The sequence below is a fragment of the Streptomyces pactum genome (assembly GCF_016031615.1).
Taxonomy (GTDB): domain Bacteria; phylum Actinomycetota; class Actinomycetes; order Streptomycetales; family Streptomycetaceae; genus Streptomyces; species Streptomyces pactus.
In genome coordinates this window covers 253685-275114 of record NZ_JACYXC010000002.1, presented here as the reverse complement: position 1 = coordinate 275114, position 21430 = coordinate 253685, and the positions used below count along the sequence as shown (strand labels likewise).

The 21430-nt window shown below is 76.4% G+C and carries 9 protein-coding genes and 1 pseudogene; 4 read left to right on the top strand and 6 right to left on the bottom strand.

All coding sequences use genetic code 11. From position 1 onward, the window contains the following. Nucleotides 1–98: 98 nt before the first annotated feature. Nucleotides 99–1214, bottom strand: a complete 1116-nt coding sequence (locus IHE55_RS29450) for a YihY/virulence factor BrkB family protein (RefSeq protein WP_197992464.1) — start codon at nt 1212–1214, stop codon at nt 99–101. Between the two features lie 462 nt (nt 1215–1676). Between IHE55_RS29450 and IHE55_RS29445 the strand changes: the two genes are divergently transcribed. Together IHE55_RS29445 and IHE55_RS29440 are read left to right on the top strand one after the other, a co-directional pair. Further along, complete coding sequence (locus IHE55_RS29445; protein ID WP_232266978.1) at nt 1677–2585, top strand: glycosyltransferase family 2 protein; 909 nt, start codon at nt 1677–1679, stop codon at nt 2583–2585. Nucleotides 2586–2634: 49 nt separating this feature from the next. Further along, nucleotides 2635–3597 carry a glycosyltransferase family 2 protein gene (locus tag IHE55_RS29440; protein ID WP_197992463.1) on the top strand — a complete coding sequence of 321 codons (963 nt, stop codon included), beginning with the start codon at nt 2635–2637 and terminating at the stop codon, nt 3595–3597. A 755-nt stretch (nt 3598–4352) separates the two neighbouring features. On the opposite strand, the gene IHE55_RS29435 is transcribed toward IHE55_RS29440, so the two are convergent. Beyond that, entirely contained in the window at nt 4353–4583 is a 231-nt protein-coding gene (locus IHE55_RS29435; protein WP_197992462.1) for a DUF6480 family protein, read from the bottom strand. A 542-nt stretch (nt 4584–5125) separates the two neighbouring features. Between IHE55_RS29435 and IHE55_RS29430 the strand changes: the two genes are divergently transcribed. After that, nucleotides 5126–5458 carry a DUF3140 domain-containing protein gene (locus IHE55_RS29430; RefSeq protein ID WP_197992461.1) on the top strand — a complete coding sequence of 111 codons (333 nt, stop codon included), beginning with the start codon at nt 5126–5128 and terminating at the stop codon, nt 5456–5458. Between the two features lie 252 nt (nt 5459–5710). Next, nucleotides 5711–6688 carry a sigma-70 family RNA polymerase sigma factor gene (locus IHE55_RS29425; protein WP_197992460.1) on the top strand — a complete coding sequence of 326 codons (978 nt, stop codon included), beginning with the start codon at nt 5711–5713 and terminating at the stop codon, nt 6686–6688. 130 nt (nt 6689–6818) lie between these two features. Here IHE55_RS29425 and IHE55_RS29420 read toward each other — a convergent pair whose 3' ends face one another. The 4 genes and pseudogenes from IHE55_RS29420 to IHE55_RS29410 form a co-directional block, all read right to left on the bottom strand. Continuing rightward, a complete protein-coding gene (locus tag IHE55_RS29420; protein ID WP_307826937.1) occupies nt 6819–8630 on the bottom strand; it encodes a thiamine pyrophosphate-requiring protein in 1812 nt (603 codons plus the stop codon). Nucleotides 8631–9047: 417 nt separating this feature from the next. Then, complete coding sequence (locus IHE55_RS32035) at nt 9048–10316, bottom strand: type I polyketide synthase (RefSeq protein ID WP_232267026.1); 1269 nt, start codon at nt 10314–10316, stop codon at nt 9048–9050. 181 nt (nt 10317–10497) lie between these two features. Then, nucleotides 10498–14754: pseudogene (locus tag IHE55_RS32030) on the bottom strand (type I polyketide synthase); the annotation flags it as partial. Nucleotides 14755–14807: 53 nt separating this feature from the next. After that, entirely contained in the window at nt 14808–21422 is a 6615-nt protein-coding gene (locus IHE55_RS29410; protein WP_197992458.1) for an SDR family NAD(P)-dependent oxidoreductase, read from the bottom strand. Nucleotides 21423–21430: the final 8 nt, after the last annotated feature.

Below are 21430 nucleotides of genomic sequence, written 5' to 3'. Positions count from 1 at the left end.
CCGGTCCCCCGCCCGCACGGTCCGGCCCCGTGCGCACGGCCCCGCGCGGGGCCGTGCGTCCGGCCCGTGGTGCCGGCCGCGGGCCCCGCGCGGGCGGTTCAGAGCTTGCGGTCGTCGCGCGGCTCGACGTAGGGCTCCTCGTCGGCCGGGTGCCCGGCCTCGATGGCCCGCGCGCGCTCCAGCTCCGCGTCGAACTCCAGCCCGAACAGGATGGCGATGTTGGAGATCCACAGCCAGACCAGGAAGACGACGATACCGGCGAGACTGCCGTAGGTCTTGTCGTAGCTGCCGAAGGTCGCCACGTACAGCGCGAACCCCGCGGAGGCGATGACCCAGATGACGACGGCGAAGAGGCTGCCGGGGGTGACCCAGGTGAAGCCGCGCCGCACGTTCGGGCACGCCCAGTAGAGCAGGGCGATGACCAGGGAGAACAGCAGCAGCATCACCGGCCACTTGGCGATGTTCCACACCGTGATGGCGGTGTCGCCCAGCCCCAGCACCTCACCGGTGCGGCGGGCCAGGGTGCCGGTGAACACCACGCCGACCGCGATGAGCGCCAGCAGGACCAGGACCACCACGGTGACGCCGAGCCGGGTGGGCAGCGTCTTCCACACCGGCCTGCCCTCGCCGATGTCGTAGACGGCGTTGGAGGCCCGCATGAAGGCGGCGATGTAGCCGGACGCGGACCAGAGGGCGACCAGGAGGCTGATGGCCAGCGCGATGCCCGCCTTGCCCTGGTTCTTCTCCAGTTGCTCCAGCATGGTGCTCAAGGTGTCCCGGACCGCCCCGGGCGCCAGGCCCTTCAGGTTGTCCAGCAGCGACTGGACGCTGGACTTGCCCAGCAGGCCGAGGATGGAGACCAGCGCCAGCATCGCCGGGACGACCGACAGCACCCCGTAGTAGGTGAGCGCCGCGGCCCAGTCGGTGAGGTTGTCGGCCTTGAACTCCTTCACTGTGCGCTTGGCGGCGTCCTTCCAGGACCGCCGGGGCAGGTCCGTGGGCCCCTCCGGTGCGCCGTCCCGGTCATCGGCCGTCTCGTGGCGACCGGGCTCCTCCGTGCCCCGGCCGCCGGGGCCGGTCACGCCGTCGCGGCCCGGCTCCGTCGCCCGGGAGCGCCCGTCGTCCTCGCGCGGCCCGGGCCCGGCCGTCCCGCCGCGGTCCGGTCGGTCGTCATCCGGTCGGTCATCGCCCTGGGGGCGGTACACACCGCTCATCGGTCTCCGCTCCTCGGTGGGTTCGTGGGTCCCCTCCCGGGTTACCGCTCGCGGGAGGAGGAAACCGCCACCCTCGCCCGCCGGTGACGGGCGGCGCAGGTTTCGCCGGCCCGTGGCGCGGTACCCAGGTGAGCGGCGTCCGTGTCCGCGGACGGGACCGCGCGGTGGTGCCGAGCGGTTGCGCCGAGCGGTTGTGCCGCCGGCCGGGCCCGGTCCGCGCGGTGCCCGACAACACGGCCCGGCCGCCGCGTGCCCCCCGCGGTGCCACCGGCCCACGTGGGCGGCCTCCGGGCCGTCCCGCCCGCCGCCCCGCGTCGGGGGGCGGGACCGGCGGACCGGTGCCGGACCGTGCGGTGCCCGACCGTGCGTGCCGAACCGTGAGGTGCCGGCCAACGGGTGCGGTCCCGTACCGGACGGCCGGAAGGCGTCCACCGACCCGTACACCGACGAGAAGAGGTCGTCATGGACACGTCCCCGGCGCACGGCCCCGACCTGATGACCGGGTCGGCGCACGTCCCCGACCTGGGCATCGTGGTGATCACCCGTGACCGGCGCGCCAGCCTGCTGCGTACGCTGGAGCGCCTGACCGGGCTCCCGGAGCGGCCGCCGGTGGTCGTCGTGGACAACGCCTCCCGGGACGGAACGGCGGAGGCGGTGCGGGCCCGGTACCCGCGGGTCCGTGTCCTGCGGCCGGGGCGGAACCTGGCCGCGGCCGGGCGCACCTACGGCGCCGCCGCGCTGCGCACCCCGTACATCGCCTTCAGCGACGACGACTCCTGGTGGGAGCCGGGGGCGCTGGGGCGGGCGGTGCGGATCCTCCGGGCCCATCCGCGCGTGGGGCTGCTGGCGGCGAGCCTGCTGGTGGGCGCCGAGGAGCGGCCGGACCCACTGAACGCGCTGCTGGGCACGTCACCGCTGGGCCGGGAGCCGGACCTGCCCGGGCGGTCCGTGCTCGGTTTCCTGGCCTGCGCCTCGGTGGTGCGCCGGGACGCGTACCTCCAGGCCGGCGGCTTCCACCCGCTGCTCGGGGTGGGCGGTGAGGAGTCGCTGCTGGCGATCGACCTGGCCGCCCACGGCTGGGGCGTGGTGCACTGCCCCGAGGTGGTGGCCCACCACGATCCGCACACCGGCCCGCGCCCCGGGCGGGAGGCCCGGATGCTGCGGAACGCCCTGCTCACCACCTGGCTGCGGCGGCCGGCGGGCACCGCGCTGGCGGCCACCGTGCGGCTGGCGGCCGACGGACGGCGCGACCCGGCGGCCCGGAAGGCGCTGTCCGAGGCGGTGCGGCTGCTGCCCGCGGCACTCAGCCGGCGCCGCCCCGCCCCGGCCCGGCTGGAACGCCGCCTGCGGCTGCTGGAGTCGGCGCCGTGAGGGGCGGCGGCGAACGGACGAGGAACCGGAGGAGCACGGAGGAGCACGGATGACCCCGACCCCACGCCCGCCCGGCGGACCGGACCCGCGTACCACCGTGGTGGTCATCACCCACAACCGCCGCGACGACCTGCTGCACACCCTGGGACGGCTGGCGGAGCTGCCCGAGCGGCCGCCGGTCACGGTGGTGGACAACGCCTCCCGGGACGGGACCGCCGCCGCGGTGCGGGCGTGCCACCCGTGGGTCCGGCTGCTGACCCCCGGCCGCAACCTCGGCGCACTGGGGCGGAATCTCGCGGCCCGCTACGTCACCACCCCCTACCTGGCCTTCTGCGACGACGACTCGTGGTGGGAACCGGGATCGCTGGCCGGTGCCGCCGACCTGCTGGACGCCCACGAGCGGCTGGTGAGCGTGACCGCCCGGATCGTGGCGCATCCGCACCCCGACAGCCCGGGGGCATGGGCCCGGCACCGGGGGCGGCCCTACGAGGACCCGGTCGTCGCCGAACTCCGCCGGTCACCGCTGCCGGCACCCCGGTGGCTGCCCGGGCCCGCCCTGGGTTCGTTCCTGGCGGCGGCGACCGTCCTGCGCACCGACGCGTTCCGCGCGGCGGGCGGCTTCTCGCCCCGGCTGGTGCTCGGCGGGGAGGAGGAACTGCTCGCCGCCGACCTCGCGGCGGAGGGCTGGTGGCTGGTCTACGCCGATCATCTGACCGCCCACCACCGGGCGTCCCCGCACCGTGACGCCACCCTGCGCCGCCGGCACGGCATCCGGAACACTCTGTGGTTCACCTGGCTGCGCCGGCCGGTGCCGACCGCGCTGCGGCGTACCGCGCTGCTCGTCGCCGCCGTGCCCAAGGACCTGGTCTCGGTACGGGCGTTCGCCGACGCGGCACGCGGCCTGCCCTGGGTGCTGCGGGAGCGGCGCACGCTGCCGCCCGAGGTGGAGGCCCGGCTGCGGCTGCTGGAGTACTCCCAGGTGCACTCCCGGGCCCGGCGCTACGTCGGCTGAGAACGGGCCCGGCACCGCGGTGGCCGGGAGGCGGGGGCACGCTTACCTACGCCGGGCGCGCGGGGTGCCGGGCGCCCGGGGTGCCGGCCAGGCAGGTGGGGCGCCGACGACGTGGGGTGCCGGTCCCGGCGGAAGGGCGGTACCCCGTTCGGCCTCCGGCGGAGGAGCGTCTGCGCGGCCGGCCGTGCCCGCCCGGGGGTTCGGGCGGGGGTTCGGACGGGGGCTCGCCCGACCGCGCCGGCACGGGCTGCCCGGGAACAGGGGCTCCCCGCCCGGCCGGCAACCGGCCGACAGCCCGACGTGTCCGCCCGGGCGGGCGGTCGTGCGGCACCGGGCCCGCCGATGGGGCTGGTGGTTCCGCGGCGGCGGGAGGCGCCGGCTGCGGACGGCACACCGCACCGGGCCGGCGCCGGAAGCTCGTGGCGACCGGTCGCCGTGCCGCCGACGCCGTGCCGCACCCGGCCGTGCGGCGTCCCGTCACCGGAGCCGGAGAGCCCGGTGGGGTGGGCGGCCGTCACCGACCGGGCGGTGGACCGCGGAGTGCTGCCGCGCGTTCCTCGCGGGCGGCATCCGGTCACCCCGGCGCACCTCGCACCGCCGCCGGAAGCCGCCCCGCACGTCGCCGGACGCCGGTGCTCCCGGCATCCCCCGCACCGGACGCCGCCGAACCGGCCACGGTCGTGCCGGGCGCGGCCGGGCACACCTCGGCCGCCGCACCGCGCCGGGCGCGGCCGGCACGGACCGGCGGCCGAGGGCTACAGCAGCACCACGGCGTAGGCCACGAAGAACACGGCGAAACAGAGGACGAGCAGCCAGATGGCGATGGTCGGCCCCTTGCCCCAGCCCTTGGTGGGGTTGTGGGTCTCGTTCGGGCCGGCCCCGGACATGCTGGACTCGCCGGGCGGGGTCTCGCCGGGCGGCACCCGCCTGCCGGCCTGCCGCCGCGCCGTACCGGTGGAACGGGGATCGGGATTGTTCTCCATCATGAGGCCCGGGTTCCCCCTTTCCGCCGGTCCGCACCTCCGGCGGGCCGGCGGAAAGGCCGGCGGAGGTGCGGACCGGCGAGGTTTTGCCGTTCCGCCCGGCGGAAACCCGTGGGCGCGAAGGAGGTGGGCACCGTGCCCGAGCCCGGCAGCGGGACGCCACGACCGGCGGCCGCGCGGCTGCGCCGGGCCGCCGTGAACCATCGGGGTTTCCGGCCCGCGGACGGACCGGTGCGGGATGCCCGCCGCGGGGTCGGGGACGGTCGGCAGGCGCGGGCGCGGGCGGCGGACCGTACGTGCCACCCGGGGACCGTCGGGTCGGACCCGGCCGGCCCCGGGGCGGACACGGCCCGGGGCCGGCGTGGCGGGCACCGAAGAGGTGGCGTCCGCACCGTCCCGGCCCTCCGGTCGCCCCTGTTCCCGGCCGGGCTTCCGGCCGCTCCCCCTCTCCCGCGCCCCGGCCCCTCCCCCCGCCGCCTCCGCCTCCCGCGGGCCGGCCGCGGGCCGGGGCACCCGACGCCACACCACGTACGGAGAGACACGCCATGGCAGCACAGGTCAGCGCCGAGCTGTGGGACGAGTTCCACACGGTCGTCAACATGACCTCCCGCGAGCTGCAGGACTGGCTCAGCGTCCAGGCAGCGGGTGAGGACACCGAGGAGCCCCCGGACCAGGCCGGCAGCCCCACCGGGCGGCGGGTCCTGGAGATCCTGGGCAAGCGCCGCACCGACCTCACCGAGGACGACGTCGAGGTGATGCGACGGGTCTGCGAGATCGTGCGGACCCAGCGCAACGCGGAGCTGGACCCGGAGGCCGGCGGGGCCGGCTGGCGGCACCGGCTGATGAACATCGGGCACGACCCGCTCAAGCCCGCCTGAGCGCCGGGCACCGGCCCGGCCCGCACCGGCCGGGCTCCGGACGCTCCCCGGGCCCACCGGGTCCCGTCCCGGCCGGCCCGGACCCACCGGCCCACCCGGTGTCCGGACCCGCCTCCGCGGCGGCCCCGGACGGGACGCCGGGGCGGGCGTAGGGTGGGTGGCGAGGCCCGTTCCCGTACCGGCCGGACACCCGTCCCGTACCGGCCGGGCTTGAGGGCGGTGGCGCTCCCCCGTCACCGCCGATGGAGGCCGATGATCATGTCGTCGCAGACCGCCGCACGCCACCGCGCCGAGCCGCGGGAACCGCACGAGGATCCGGACCTGGTCCGCCGCTACCTGGACCAGATCGGGGCCACGCCGCTGCTCACCGCGGAGCAGGAGGTGGAGCTGTCCAAGCGGATCGAGGCGGGGGTGTACGCCGACGAGCTGCTGCGGGAGGCCGAGGCGGACCGCCGGGAGCTGCCCGGGCGGCTGGCGTGGGAGCTCCGGGCGCTGGCCGTGGACGGGCAGCACGCCAAGGACCACATGATCCGCGCCAACCTGCGCCTGGTGGTCTCCGTCGCCAAGAAGTACAGCCGCCGCGGACTGCCCTTCCTGGACCTGGTGCAGGAGGGCAACCTGGGGCTGATCCGGGCGGTGGAGAAGTTCGACTACGCCAAGGGGTACAAGTTCTCCACCTACGCCACCTGGTGGATCCGGCAGGCGATCGACCGCGGGGTGTCCACCCACGCCCGGACGGTGCGGCTGCCCGCGCACGTGGTGGAGGACCTGTCCAAGGTGGGCCGGGTCGAGCGGCGGCTGCATCTGTCCCTGGGCCGTGAGCCGACCCCCGAGGAGGTGTCGGCGGAGAGCGGGTTCACCGTGGAGAAGGTCCTGGAGCTGCGCCGGGTGGGCCGGGAGGCGATCAGCCTGGACACCCCGGTCGGCGAGGACGGCGAGACGGTGGTGGGGGACCTGATCGAGGATGTGGAGGCGCTGCAGGCGCCCGAGGTGGTGGAGTACCGGGCGCTCGCGGAGGACCTGCGGGCCACCGTCGGCACCCTCTCCCCCCGGGAGGCGATGATCCTCAGCCTGCGCTACGGCCTGCACGACGGCCGGTCGCACACCTTCCAGCAGATCGCCGACCAGGTGGGGCTGACCCGCGAGCGGGTGCGGCAGCTGGAGAAGCAGGCACTGGCCCATCTGCGGTCGCCGGAGCGGCAGGAGCCGCTGCTGGGCTGGACCGCGTAGCGGCCGGCGCCGCCGCGCCCGGGTCCCGGCCCGGGGTGCGGGGCCCGAGGGCGCGGCGGCGGAAGGGGCCGGGCGCGGGGCCCCGGCCGCGGCCGGTACGCCGGCGGAGCCCGCCGGTGTACCGGTCCGGTCAGTGGTCCGGGCGCTCCTCCCGGCGGCGTCCGCCGGGGAGCATCTCCTGGAGCTTGGCCTTCACGCCCTGCTTGAGCACCCCGGCGCGGTTCGAGTCACCCTTCAGGAGGGCGGCGGCGGTCGACTCGATCTCGTCCCAGCTGGAGTGCGGCGGGATCGGCGGCACGTCGGGGTCGGTGCGGAAGTCCAGGACGGCGGGCCGGTCCGCGGCGAGCGCCCGACGCCAGGCGTCGGTGACCTGCTCGGGCTTCTCCACGCGCAGGCCCAGCAGTCCGAGGGAGGTGGCGAAGTCGGCGTACCGCACGTCGGGCAGGTGCTGGGACGGCTCGAACTGCGGTGAGCCGGACATCGCGCGCATCTCCCAGGTCACCTGGTTGAGGTCCTGGTTGTTGAGCACCGCCACGACCAGCCGGGGGTCGCCCCAGCGGCGCCAGTACTTGGCGACGGTGACGAGTTCGGCCATGCCGTTCATCTGCATGGCGCCGTCGCCGACCAGGGCGATGGCCGGGCGGCCGGGGTCGGCGAACTTGGCGCCGATGGCGTAGGGCACGCCCGGGCCCATGGTGGCCAGGGTGCCGGAGAGCGAGCCGCGCATGGTGCCCCGCATCCGCAGGTGGCGGGCGTACCAGTTGGCCGCGGAGCCGGAGTCGGCGGTGACGACGGCGTCCTCGGGCAGCTGGGCGTCGAGGGTGTGCACCACGTACTCGGGGTTGACCGGGTCGGCCTCGACGGTGGCCCGGCGTTCCATCACCTGCCACCACCGGGCCACGTTCGCCTCGACCTGCCCGCGCCACTTGCGGTTCTTCTTCCGCCGCAGCAGCGGCAGCAGCCGGTCCAGGGTGACGGCGGCGTCCCCGACCAGGTTGACCTCGAAGGGGTAGCGCAGGCCGACCATGAACGGGTCGATGTCGATCTGTACCGCGCGGGCCTGGTCGAACTCCGGGAGGAACTGGCTGTAGGGGAAGCTGGAGCCGATCACCAGCAGGGTGTCGCAGTCCCGCATGAGTTCGTAGCTGGGCCGGGTGCCGAGCAGGCCGATGGCGCCGGTGACGTAGGGCAGGTCGTCGGGGAGCACGTCCTTGCCCAGCAGGGCCTTGGCCACGCCGGCGCCGAGCGTCTCGGCGACCGCCTCCAGCTGGGCGCGGGCGCCGCGGGCGCCCTGGCCCGCCAGGATCGCGACCTTCTCGCCCTCGTTGAGGAGCTGGGCGGCGCGCTCCACGTCCGCGGGGGCGGGCAGCGGCGCGTAGTCGGAGACGCCGAGGCTGGAGGGGACCATCTTGAAGGCGTGCGAGGGGGCGCGGTGGTCCAGCTGCTGCACGTCGCCGGGGACGATCACGGCGGTGACGGTCCGCCGGCTGTAGGCGGTGCGGATGGCCCGGTCCAGGACGTTGGGCAGCTGTTCGGGGACGGTGACCATCTCGCAGAAGTCGGCGGCCACGTCCTTGAAGAGGCTGAGCAGGTCCACCTCCTGCTGGTAGGAGCCGCCCATGGCGCTGCGGTCGGTCTGGCCGACGATCGCGACCACCGGCACATGGTCGAGCTTGGCGTCGTACAGGCCGTTGAGGAGGTGGATCGCGCCGGGTCCGGAGGTGGCCACGCACACCCCGACCTTGCCGGAGAACTTGGCGTAGCCGACGGCCTCGAAGGCGGCCATCTCCTCGTGCCGGGCCTGGATGAACGACGGCCGGTCCTCGGCGCGGGCCCACGCCGCGAGCAGGCCGTTGATCCCGTCACCCGGGTAGCCGAAGACGTGGTCGACGTCCCATTCGCGCAGTCGCCGGAGGATGAAGTCGGACACCTTGATGGCCACAGGTCTTCCTTTCGTTCCGTGCTGGCGCCGGCGGGCCCGACGGTCGTCCCGGACTCCTGGGACGGTAACCAGGCCGGGCGGGGCGGCGGGTGCCCGGCGCGGGGCCGGGGCTTCCGGGTCACCCGCCCGGCTCACCGGCGGGCCGACCGTGCGCCTACCCGGTGTCCGGGCCGCGACTCCCGGTAGGGGCCACGGGTGCGGGGCACCGGGTGCGGAACGTGTGCACGCGCCTCGGGGCGCGGTGCCGCCGCCGGGCGGGCAGGCGGTGACCGCGGGTGCGGCCGGCCCGCCGGGGTGCGTGCGCCGCCACCGGGCGGGCGGTGGCGCACGGTCAGGCGGGGCGGCCGGCGGTGCCCGGAAGCGGCGGCACCGGTTGGCAGCAGGCCGCCGCCGGGGCGGCGGCCTGCTGCCGAGGGGTCAGGAGATGCCCAGTTCCCGCTCGATGAAGGCGAAGACCTCCTCGTCGGGGGCGGATTCCAGGTCCCCGGCCAGGCCCTGGGTGCCGCCGTCCGGGGGCACGGTGTCGTGCCGCCCGCCCCACCGGGCGGCCAGCGCCCGCAGCCGGGTGGCGATCCGCGCCTGTTCCGGGTCGTCGGCACCGATCCCGTCGAGCACCGCCTCCAGTTTGTCCAGCTCCTCCAGCACGGGGTTGGCCGCGGGCGCGCCGTCGGTGGGCAGCGCGGCGTCCAGGTGGCGGGCGAGCGCGGCGGAGGTGGGGTGGTCGAAGATCAGGGTGGTGGGCAGGCGCAGTCCGGTGGCGGCGGTGAGCCGGTTGCGCAGTTCCACCGCGGTCAGCGAGTCGAAGCCCAGTTCGTCGAAGGCGCGCTCGGGGGCGACGGCCTGGGCGGTGCCGTGGCCGAGCACCTGGGCCACCTGGGTGCGGACCACCTCCAGCAGCGCCTCCCGCCGTTTGTCCGGGGACAGCCCGGCGAGCCGGTGCGCCAGTTCCGGGGTGCCGCTGCCGCCGGGGTCGGCGGCGGTCGCGGCGGGGGCGCGGACCAGGCCGCGCAGCAGCGGGGGCACCGGGCCTGTGGCGGTGCGCAGCGCGGCGAGGTCGAGCCGGACCGGCAGCAGCAGCGGTTGGTCGCCGGCCAGCGCGGTGTCCAGCAGCGCGAGGCCGTCGTCGGCGGTCAGCGGCAGCACCCCAGACCGGCGCATCCGGCGCAGTGCGGTGGCGTCCAGTTCCCCGGCCATGCCGCCGGTCTGCTCCCACAGGCCCCAGGCGAGGGAGAGGGCGGGCAGGCCGTGCGCGGCGCGGTACTGGGCGAGGGCGTCCAGGAACAGGTTGGCCGCGGCGTAGTTGCCCTGGCCGGCGCCGCCGAGGGTGGCGGTGGCCGAGGAGAACAGCACGAACGCGGCGAGGTCCCGGTCCCGGGTGAGTTCGTGCAGGTGCCAGGCGGCGTCCGCCTTGGCCGCCAGGACGGTGCCGAGCCGTTCGGGGGTCAGCTGGGTGACGACCGCGTCGTCCACCACGCCGGCGGTGTGCACCACCGCGGTCAGCGGGTGCGCGGCGGGGACCGCGTCCAGTACCGCGGCGAGCGCGTCGCGGTCGGAGGCGTCGCAGGCGGTCAGGGTCACCTCGGCGCCCAGGGCGGTGAGTTCCTCGCGCAGTTCGCCGGCCCCCTCGGCGTCCGGCCCGCGGCGGCCGATCAGCAGCAGGTGCCGGATGCCGTGGGTGGTGGCCAGGTGGCGGGCGACCAGGCGGCCCAGCGAGCCGGTGCCGCCGGTGATCAGTACGGTGCCGTCCGGGTCGAGGACCGGGGCCCGGTCCGGGTCGGGGGGCGGCGGGGCGCGCCGGGGGCCAGCCGGGGGTGAGCCAGCCGTCCCCGCGGGCGGCGAGCTGCGGTTCGTCGCGGTCCGCGGCGGCCAGCAGGTCGGTCAGCGCCCGCCGGGTGTCGTCCAGGTCGAGCAGGACCACGCGGTCGGGGTGTTCGGCCTGGGCGGCGCGGACCAGGCCCCACACCGGGGCGAGGGCCGGTTCGGGCGGGGTGTCGTGCGGGCCGGTGGTGACGGCGTGGTGGGTGACCACCACCAGCCGGGAGGTGGCGAACCGTTCGTCGGCGAGCCAGCCGCGCAGTTCGGTGAGGGTGTGGCGGAGGGTGTGGCGGACGGCGTCCGGCACGGTCGGCCCGTCGCCGGGGCCCGGGAGGTGGAGGACGACGGTGTCGGGCACCGCCCGGCCGGCGTCCACGGCCCGGGCCAGGGCGGCCAGGTCCGGGTGGTGGTCGGCCGTGGCGGTGCCGTCCAGCCGGCCGGTGGCGTCCGGCCCGAGCAGGACGCAGTCCCGGGTGCGGGGCGCGGCGGCCGGCCCGTCCGCCGGCGGGGTCCAGGTGAGCTGGTGGAGGGCGTCCAGGCCGCGGCGGCCGGCGGCGCGGAGCTGGGCGAGGGAGACCGGGCGGGCCCGCAGGGCGTCCACCGAGGCCACCGGCCGGCCGGCCGGGCTCGCCACGGTGAGGGTGATGGTGTCGGGGCCGGTGGGTTCGGTCCGTACCCGCAGGGTGGTGGCGCCGGTGGCGTGGAGGCGGACGCCGCTCCAGGCGAACGGCAGCCGGACCTGGTCGCCGGTGTTGCCGACGAGACCGGCGTGCAGGGCGGCGTCCAGCAGGGCGGGGTGCAGCCCGTAGCCGTCGGCGGGCTCCCCGTCGGGCAGGACGACCTCGGCGTACGTCCGGTCGCCGGCGCGCCACACGGCGCGCAGGCCGCGGAAGGAGGGGCCGTAGGCGAAGCCGTCCTCGACGACGGAGGGGTAGAAGTCGGCGATGTCCACCGCGGTGGCACCGGGCGGGGGCCAGCTGCCGGCCAGCTCCCGGGCGGGGCCGGGGGGCGCGGCCGGGGTGTTTGTGCCGCCGGTGGTGAGGACGCCGTCGGCGTGCCGGGTCCACGGGTGCGGTTCGTCGTCGTCGGGGCGGGAGTGGACGCGCACCGGGCGGCGCCCGTCCGGGTCGGCGGCGCCGACGGTCAGCTGGATGCGCACCGCGCCGTGCTCGGGGAGGATCAGCGGGGCCTCCTGGGTGAGCTCCTCCACCGTGTCGCAGCCCACCCGGCGGGCGGCGTGCAGGGCCAGGTCCAGGTAGGCGGTGCCGGGGACGACGACGGTGCCGAGCACCACGTGGTCGGCGAGCCAGCCGGGGGAACGCCGGGACAGCCGCCCGGTGAGGATGAGGCCGTCGCCGTCGGCGGGGGTGACGGCGGCCCCGAGCAGCGGGTGGTCCGCGGTGTCCAGGCCCAGGCCGGTGGCGTCGGTCGGGGCGCCGGTGGCGGCGGTGGTCCAGTGCCGGGTGCCCCGGAAGGCGTAGGTGGGCAGGTCGAGGCGGCGGCCGGGGCCGCCGGGGCTGAGCGCCCGCCGGTCCAGGGGCACGCCCCGGGCGAAGAGCCGGGCCAGGGCGGTGCGGGTGCTGGTGGTCTCCGGCTGGTCGCGGCGGAGCAGCGGCAGGGCCACCGTGCCGGGGTCGTCCTCGGTGAGGCAGTCCTGCGCCATGGCGGAGAGCACGCCGCCGGGGCCCAGTTCCACCAGGGTGGTCACCTGCTGGTCCACCAGGTGGCGTACGCCGTCGTGGAAGCGGACGGCGTGCCGGACGTGGCGTACCCAGTAGTCGGCGGAGCGCACCTGGTCGCCGGTGAGGGGGCGGCCGGTGAGGTTGGAGACCACCGGGATGACCGGCTCCGTCCAGTCCGCCCGGGCGACGGCGGCGCGGAACGGTTCGAGCATGGGGTCCATGTGCGGGGAGTGGAAGGCGTGGCTGACCCGCAGCCGCTTGGTCTTCCGGCCGTCGGCGCCCAGCCGCCCGGCGATGCCGAGCACCGTCTCCTCGTCGCCGGACAGGACGACCGAGGCGGGGCCGTTGACGGCGGCGATGCTCGCCCGCCGTTCGTGGTCGCCGGTCAGCAGGGCCCGGACCTCGTCCTCGGTGGCCTGGAGGGCGACCATCGCACCGCCGGGCGGCAGGTTCTGCATCAGGGTGCCGCGGGCGGCGACCACGGCCGCGGCGTCGTCCAGGCCGATGGCGCCGGCGACGTGGACGGCGGCCAGTTCGCCGATGGAGTGGCCCAGCAGGTAGTCGGGGCGCACCCCCCAGGACTCCAGGAGCCGGAAGAGCGCCACCTCCAGGGCGAACAGGCCGGCCTGGGTGTAGGCGGTGCGGTCCAGCAGGGCGGCCTCGGGGGTGTCCGGTTCGGCCAGCAGGATGTCCCGCAGCGGCCGGCCCAGGTGGGCGGAGAGGCGTTCGCAGGCGTCGTCCAGGGCCCGGGCGAAGACCGGGTGGTGGCGGTGGAGGTCGCGTCCGGCACCGGCGCGCTGGGCGCCCTGGCCGGTGAGGAGGAAGGCGACGGAGCCGCCGTGGGCGGTGGTGCCCAGGACCGTCGCGGGGCCGGGCCGGCCGTCGCGCAGCGCGCCGAGTCCGGCCAGCAGTTCGTCGCGGTCGGCGCCCAGCAACACCGCGCGGTGCGGCAGCGCGGCCCGGGTGGTGGCCAGGGACCAGCCGATGTCGTGGGGGTGCCAGTCGGGGTTGGCCCGGACCGCGTCGTGGAGACGGGCGGCCTGGTCGGTCAGCGCCTCGGGGTCGTGGGCGCTGACCGGCCACAGCAGCGGGCCCTCGGCGGCCGGCTCCGGCGCGGCGGGCCCCGGGGCGGGGCCGGCGTCCGCGGCGTCGGTGACGGTGACGGCGGGGGCGGCGGCACCGGTGGCGGTGGCGTCGTCCGGGGAGTCCGGGGCCTCCTCGTCGGCCGCCGGTGCCCCGTCGGGGTCGGGGAGTTCCAGGATGACGTGGGCGTTGGTGCCGCTGATGCCGAAGGAGGACACCCCGGCGCGCCGGGGACGGCCGGTCTCGGGCCACTCGCGGGCCCGGGTCAGCAGCCGCACCGCGCCGGCCTCCCAGTCCACGTGCGGGGTCGGCTCGTCGACGTGGAGGGTCTGCGGCAGCAGGCCGTGACGCATGGCCAGCACCATCTTGATCACCCCGGCGGCGCCGGCGGCGAGCTGGGTGTGGCCGATGTTGGACTTCACCGACCCCAGCCACAGCGGCCGGTCCTCGGGCCGGCCCTGGCCGTAGGTGGCCAGCAGCGCCTGGGCCTCGATCGGGTCGCCCAGTTTCGTCCCGGTCCCGTGCGCCTCCACCGCGTCGACCTCACCGGCGGTCAGCCGGGCGTCGGCCAGCGCCTCGGTGATGACCCGCTGCTGGGCGGGGCCGCTGGGGGCGGTCAGCCCGTTGGAGGCGCCGTCCTGGTTGACCGCGGTGCCGCGGACCACGGCGAGGACGGGGTGGCCGTGGCGGCGGGCGTCGGAGAGCTTCTCCAGCAGCAGGATGCCGGCGCCCTCGCCCCAGGAGGTGCCGTCGGCCGCGCCGGCGAACGCCTTGCAGCGGCCGTCCGGGGCGAGTCCGCGCTGCCGGCTGAACTCCACGAACATGTGCGGTGCGGCCATCACCGCGGCGCCGCCGGCCAGGGCGAGCGAGCACTCCCCCAGCCGCAGCGAGCGGCACGCCAGGTGGAGGGCGACCAGGGAGGAGGAGCAGGCGGTGTCGATGGTGACCGCGGGCCCCTCCAGCCCGTAGACGTAGGCGAGCCGGCCGGAGGCGACGCTGACGGTGGTGCCGGTCAGCCGGTACCCCTCGGCGCCGTCGGAGGTCTGGTCGCCGGTGGCGTAGCCGAGGGGGGCCGCGCTGACGAAGACCCCGGTCCTGCTGGAGCGTACCGACGCCGGGTCGATCCCGGCGCGTTCGAACGCCTCCCAGGAGGTCTCCAGCAGCAGCCGCTGCTGCGGGTCCATCGCCTGGGCCTCGCGCGGGCTGATGCCGAAGAACTCGGCGTCGAAGCGGTCGGCGCCGCGGACGAACCCGCCGTGCCGCACGTAGCTCTTGCCGAGCCGGTCGGGGTCGGGGTCGTACAGGCCGTCCACGTCCCAGCCGCGGTCGGTGGGGAAGTCGCCGATCGCGTCGCCGCCGGAGGCGAGCAGCCGCCAGAAGTCCTCCGGTGACCGGACGTCACCGGGGAAGCGGCAGGCCATGCCGACGATGGCGACCGGTTCCCGCATCGCCTCGGTCAGCTGCCGGTTCTGCCGGCGCAGCCGCTTGGTCTCCTTGACCGATGCCCGCAGCGCCTCAAGGACCTTCTCGTTCGATGTCGCCATGTCGTCCCGTCGTCCCGTCGTCTCCGCACATCCGCGCACCGGTGGGCGCGTCGTCACTGGTCGGTGGTGTCGAGTGCCAGGTCCACCAGCTCGTCGAGGTCCAGGTCGTCGACCTCGTCGATGTCGTCGCCGGTGCCGTCGCCGTCGTCGGCCGTCGCGCCGGGGCCGTGCGGGCCGTCGTCCGCCGCCGGACCGGACACCCCGGCGGCGCCGGCCAGCTCCAGCAGGGTGTCGAGGAGCCCGGCCTCCCGCAGCCGGGCCGGCTCGATGGCGCCGAGCAGGCGCCGCACCGCGTCGTCGGGGAGGTCCGCCCCGGTGGGCGCCGGGTCCTGGGGGGCGAGCCGGGAGCGCAGCAGCGCGGCGAGCGCGGTGGGGGTGGGGTGGTCGAAGACCATGGTGGCCGGCAGCCGCAGCCCGGTGGCGGCGGAGATCCGGTTCCGCAGCTCCACCGCGGTCAGCGAGTCGAAGCCCAGCTGCTTGAACGCCTGGTCGGGGTGGACGGCCTGGGGCGATGCGTGTCCGAGGACGGTCGCGGCGTGCTCCCGTACGAGCTGCAGCAGGGCCCGGTCGCGCTCGGCGCCGCTGAGCCGGGCCAGGCGGCGGGCCAGTTCCTGCTCGCCGGAGGCCGCCCGGGCGCTCGCGGTGCGCCGGGCGGGCGGGCCGACCAGCGCGCCGAGCAGCACCGGCACCGTGCCCCCGGCGCCGCTCGCGGTGCGCAGCGCCGCGACGTCCAGGCCCATCGCGACCTGGAGCGCCCGGTCGGCGTCGAGGGCTGCGCTGAACAGCGCCACTCCGTCGGCGTCGGACAGCGGGGTGATCCCGGAGCGGCGCATCCGGGTCAGGTCGGTCTCGGCGAGGTGGCCGGTCATGCCGCTGGACTGCTCCCACAGGCCCCAGGCGATGGACAGGCCGGGCAGTCCGTGGGCCCGGCGGTGCTGGGCCAGGGCGTCCAGGAAGGCGTTGGCCGCCGCGTAGTTGCCCTGGCCGCCGCCGCCGAGGATCGCCGCGGAGGAGGAGAACATCACGAACGCGGTGAGGTCGAGGTGGGCGGTCAGCCGGTGCAGGTTCCAGGCGGCGTCCACCTTGGGGCGCAGCACCGCGTCCACCTGCCGGGGGGTGAGCGAGGCGATGACGGCGTCGTCGAGGACGCCCGCGGCGTGCACCACGGCGGTGAGCGGGTGCCGGTCGGGTACCGCGTCGAGCACCGCGGCCAGCGCCTCGGCGTCGGCCGCGTCGCAGGCGGCGAGGGTCACCCGGGCGCCCAGACCGGTGAGTTCGTCGGCGAGTTCCCGGGCGCGGGCGGAGGCCCCGCCCTGCCGGCCGACCAGCAGCAGGTGCCGGGCGCCGTGCCGCCGCACCAGCTCCCGGGCCACCAGGCCGCCGAGCACTCCGGTGCCGCCGGTGATCAGGACGGTGCCCTCGGGGTCGAGCGGCCGCGGGACGGTGAGGACGAGCTTGCCGACGTGCCGGGCCTGGCTCATGTGCCGGAAGGCCTCCGGGGCGCGCCGCAGGTCCCAGGTGGCGGCGGGCAGCGGTGCCAGCGCGCCGCCGTGGAAGAGGTCCATGAGGGCGTCGAGCATCTCGCCGATGCGGTCGTGGCCGGCCTCGATGAGGTCGAACCACTGGTAGCCGACCCCCGGGTGGGCCGCGGTGACGGCCTGCGGGTCGCGGATGTCGGTCTTGCCCATCTCGATGAAGCGTCCGCCGTCGGCGAGCAGCCGCAGCGAGGCGTCCACGAACTCGTTGGCCAGCGAGTTGAGCACCACGTCGACGCCCCGCCCGCCGGTGGCGGCGCGGATGTGCTCCTCGAAGTCGAGGGAGCGGGAGGAGGCGATGCGGTCCTCGGGGATGCCCATGGCCCGCAGCGTGTCCCACTTGGCGGGGCCGGCCGTGACGTACACCTCGGCGCCCAGGTGCCGGGCGAGCTGGACGGCGGCGATGCCCACACCGCCGGTGGCGGCGTGGATGAGGACCGACTCGCCGGCCCGCAGGCGGGCGAGGTCCACCAGTCCGTAGTAGGCGGTGAGGAAGGCGATCGGTACGGTGGCGCCCTGGGTGAAGGTCCAGTCGGCGGGGAGCGGGAAGACCAGTCGCCGGTCCACCACGACGACCGGTCCGAAGGCGCCGGGCACCATGCCCATGACGCGGTCGCCGGGGGCGAATCCGGTGACGCCGGGCCCGGTCTCCAGCACGATGCCGGCCGCCTCGCCGCCCATCGTCTCCTGGTCGACCATGCCCAGGGCGAGCAGCACGTCCCGGAAGTTCATGCCGGCGGAGCGCACCGCGAGCCGGATCTGTCCCGGCTCCAGGGGCCGGGTGGCCTCCGGGTACGGCAGCAGGGCCAGGTTCTCCAGGGTGCCCTTGGCGGTGACGTCGAGCCGCCAGCCGGGTTCCCGGGGCACCGGGCCCAGGCCGGGCGTGGTGCCGGAGCGCACCAGCCGGGGTACGAGGACCTGTCCGGCGCGCACGGCCAGTTGCGGTTCGCCGGTGGCCAGGGCGGCGGGCACGGCCGCCGCCGAGTCGGCGCGCGCGTCGAGGTCGAGCAGGACGAACCGGTCCGGGTTCTCGGTCTGGGCGGAACGGATCAGCCCCCACACCGGGGCGTGCACCAGGTCGGTCACCGGCTCACCGGGGGCGGCGGCCACCGCGCCCCGGGTGACCAGTGCCAGCCGGGCGGCGGTGAAGGCCTCGTCGGCCAGCCACCGCTGGAGGGCGGCGAGGGTACGGTGGGTGGTCTCCCGCACCTCATCGGCGAGGTGCGGTCCGGGGCTGCCGGCCGGCTCCGGGGCCGCGCGGCCGAGCAGGACCGTGTCCGGCAGCGGGTCGCCGGCGGCGGTGGCGGCGGCGAGCGCGTCCAGGTCGGGGTGGGTGGTGACCTGGTGGCCGGCACCGGTGAGGGCGGCGGCCAGGCCCAGCGGGTCGGGGCCGACCAGCGCCCACCGGGCGGCCGGGGCCTGCCGTTCGGCGGCCGTCCCGGTCCACTCCAGGTGCAGCAGCGCGTCACCGGCGTCGTCCCGGGCGGCCCGCAGCTGCTCGGCGGAGACCGGGCGGCTCACCAGGGAGGTGACCGTTGCCACCGGGCCGCCGGCGCCGTCGGCCACCGTCAGGGTGATGGTGTCGGTGCCGGCCGGGGCCAGGCGGACCCGCAGCGCGGTGGCGCCGGTGGCGTGCAGGGTCACCCCGGACCAGGAGAACGGCAGCCGCACCTCGCCGTCGGTGCGCAGCCCGGCGGCGTGCAGGGCGGCGTCGAGCAGCGCCGGGTGGATTCCGAACCGGGCGGCGTCCTCGTGCCGGTCGGCGTCCAGGGCGACCTCCGCGTACACCTCGTCGCCGCGCCGCCAGGCCGCCTTCAGGCCCTGGAACGCCGGGCCGTAGCCGAGGCCGTCGGCGGCCAGCCGCGGGTAGAGCCCGTCCAGGTCCACCGGGGTGGCGCCGGGCGGCGGCCAGGCGGTGAGGCCGTTGTCGGGCCGGGCCCCGGCGGGGGTGAGGGCGCCGGTGGCGTGGCAGGTCCAGGGGGTGTCCGCGGCGGCCTGCTCGGGGCGGGAGTGCACGGTCAGCGGGCGGCGGCCGGTGTCGTCGGGCGCGCCGACGGCCAGCTGCAGCTGGATGCCGCCGCGTTCGGGCAGCACCATCGGGGCGCTCAGCGTCAGCTCGTCCAGGTGCGGGCAGCCCACCTGGTCACCGGCGTGGACGGCGAGCTCCACCAGGGCGGTGCCGGGAACCAGCACGGTGCCGAAGACGGCGTGGTCGGCGAGCCAGGGGTGGGCCTCGACGGAGATCCGGCCGGCCAGCACGAGTTCGTCCTCGCCGGCCAGCGGCAGCGCGGCGCCCAGCAGCGGGTGCGTGGCGGCCTGGAGTCCGGCGGACCGGACATCGCCGGCGGTGGCGGCGTCGTGGAGCCACAGCCGCTGGTGCTGGAAGGCGTAGGTGGGCAGGTCCAGGTGGCGGTGCGGAACCTGCGGCAGCAGGGCCGTCCAGTCCACGTGGACGCCCCGGGTGTAGGCCTGGGCGAGGGAGGTGAGCATCCGCCGTGGGCCGCCCTCGTCCCGGCGCAGTGAGCCGACCACGACGGCGGTGGTGCCGGTGTCCTCTGCGGTCTCCTCGACGGCGACGGTGAGCACCGGGTGCGGGGTGCACTCGATGAACGCGTCATGGGCCTCGGTGAGCAGCGCCCGGACGACCGGTGCGAAGCGGACCGGCTGCCGCAGGTTGGTGTACCAGTACTCCGCGTCCAGCCGCGTGGTGTCCAGCACTTCACCGGTGACGGTGGAGTGGAAGGGCACCTGTGAGGCGAGGGGGCGGATGTCCGCGAGATCGGCCAGCAGCCGCCCCCGGATCGCTTCCACATGGGACGAATGGGAGGCGTAGTCCACCGGGATCTTCTTCGCCCGTACCTCCCGGGCCACCAGGTCGGCCACGATGCCCTCGATCGCCGCCGCGTCACCGGCCACCACCGTGGAGGACGGACCGTTGAGGGCGGCCACCGACAGCCGGCCCTCCAGCCCGGCGGCGGTCAGCGCCTTCTCCACCTCGCCCACGGGCAGCGGTATCGATGCCATGCCGCCGTCGCCGGCGATCTCCAGCAGTGCCTTGGACCGCAGCGCCACCACCCGCGCCGCGTCCCGCACCGACAACGCACCCGCCACACACGCCGCCGCGATCTCCCCCTGCGAATGCCCCACCACCGCAGCCGGCTCCACCCCCACTGACCGCCACACCCGCGCCAACGACACCATCACCGCCCACAACACCGGCTGCACCACATCCACCCGCCCCAACCCCGGAGCGCTCGCCGCACCCCGCAGCACATCCTCCAGGCGCCACTCCACGAACTCCGCCAACGCCTCACCACACTCGGCCAGGGCCTCCGCGAACACCCCACCCGCATCCAGCAACTCCACCGCCATACCCACCCACTGCGACCCCTGACCGGGGAAGACGAACACCGCCTGACGACGTCCGGTCCGCTCCCCCACCACCACCTGGGAAGCGCCCGCGGTCTCCCCCGCGGCAACGGCTTGCAGGCCCGACAGCAGCTCCGCACGGTCCGAACCGATCACCACCGCCCGGTGCTCCAGCGCCGCCCGCGAGACCACCAGCGAACGCGCCACCTCCGCCACACCCGCATCGGGCGACTGGGTCACGAACGCCGCCAGCCGGTCGGCCTGTGCCCGCAGCGCCTCCGCGCCACGGCCCGACACCACCCACGGCACCACCCCACCCGGCGCCTGCCGGACCTCCGTCACCGCGTCGTCGGGGGCGGCATCGGCGGTGGTCCGCTCGGCCGGGGCCTGTTCGAGGATCACATGGGCGTTGGTGCCGCTGACCCCGAAGGAGGAGACCGCGGCGCGGCGCGGCCGGCCGGTCTCCGGCCACGGCCGCTCCTCGGTCAGCAGCTCCACCGCGCCCGCCGACCAGTTGACGTGGGAGGTCGGCCGGTCGACGTGGAGGGTGCGCGGCAGGGTGCCGTGCCGCATCGCCATCACCATCTTGATCACACCGCCGACGCCGGCGGCGGCCTGGGTGTGCCCGATGTTGGACTTCAGGGAGCCCAGCCAGAGCGGACGGTCGGCGGGCCGGCCCTGGCCGTAGGTGGCCAGCAGCGCCTGCGCCTCGATCGGGTCACCCAGTTTCGTCCCCGTCCCGTGCGCCTCCACCGCGTCCACCAGGTCCGCGGAGAGGCCGGCGTCGGCCAGAGCCTGACGGATGACGCGTTGCTGGGAGGGGCCGTTGGGGGCGGACAGGCCGCTGCTGGCGCCGTCCTGGTTCACCGCGGAACCGCGCAGCACGGCCAGCACCGGGTGGCCGTTGCGGAGGGCGTCGGAGAGCCGCTCGACCAGGAGCATGCCGACGCCCTCGCCCCAGCCGGTGCCGTCCGCGGCCTCGGCGAACGCCTTGACCCGGCCGTCCCGGGCCAGTCCGTTCTGCCGGCTGAACTCGATGAAGCTGCCGGGGGTGGCCATCACGGTGACGCCGCCGGCCAGGGCCATCCGGCAGTCGCCGCGACGCAGCGCCTGGGCGGCCAGGTGGAGCGTGACCAGGGAGGAGGAGCAGGCCGTGTCGAGGGTGACGGCGGGCCCCTCCAGGCCGAGCACGTAGGCGATGCGGCCGGAGGCGACGCTGGCGGAGCTGCCGCTGCCGACGAATCCCTCGACGGCCTCGGGCACCGAGGTCAGCCGGGACGCGTAGTCGTGGTACATGAGACCGGCGTAGACGCCGATCCGCTCGCCGCGCACCCGCCCGGGGTCGATCCCGGCGCGTTCGAACGCCTCCCAGGAGGTCTCCAGCAGCAGCCGCTGCTGCGGGTCCATGGCGAGCGCCTCGCGCGGGCTGATGTCGAACAGGGTGGGGTCGAAGGCGTCCGCGTCGGCGAGGAAGCCGCCTTCCCAGACGTAGGAGGTGCGCGGGCGGCGGCCCTCGGGGTCGTAGCACTCCTCGGCCCGCCAGCCCCGGTGGGCGGGGGGTTCGCCGATCGCCTCCCGGCCGGCGGCGACCAGGTCCCACAGTCCTTCGGGGGAGCTGATGCCGCCGGGGAAGCGGCAGCTCATCCCGATGATGGCGATGGGTTCCCGGGCGGCGTCCTCCAGTTCGCGCACCCGGCGGCGGGTCTCGCCGAGTTCGGCCGCCGCCCACCGGAGGTTCTCGCGAAGCTTGTCTTCGTTCGCCACTGTCAGCA

Bases quoted from the DNA above. Each gene is read 5' to 3' on its own strand.
- IHE55_RS29450 (WP_197992464.1), bottom strand. From the start codon at position 1,214: ATGAGCGGTGTGTACCGCCCCCAGGGCGATGACCGACCGGATGACGAC.
- IHE55_RS29445 (WP_232266978.1), top strand. From the start codon at position 1,677: ATGGACACGTCCCCGGCGCACGGCCCCGACCTGATGACCGGGTCGGCG.
- IHE55_RS29440 (WP_197992463.1), top strand. From the start codon at position 2,635: ATGACCCCGACCCCACGCCCGCCCGGCGGACCGGACCCGCGTACCACC.
- IHE55_RS29435 (WP_197992462.1), bottom strand. From the start codon at position 4,583: ATGATGGAGAACAATCCCGATCCCCGTTCCACCGGTACGGCGCGGCGG.
- IHE55_RS29430 (WP_197992461.1), top strand. From the start codon at position 5,126: ATGGCAGCACAGGTCAGCGCCGAGCTGTGGGACGAGTTCCACACGGTC.
- IHE55_RS29425 (WP_197992460.1), top strand. From the start codon at position 5,711: ATGATCATGTCGTCGCAGACCGCCGCACGCCACCGCGCCGAGCCGCGG.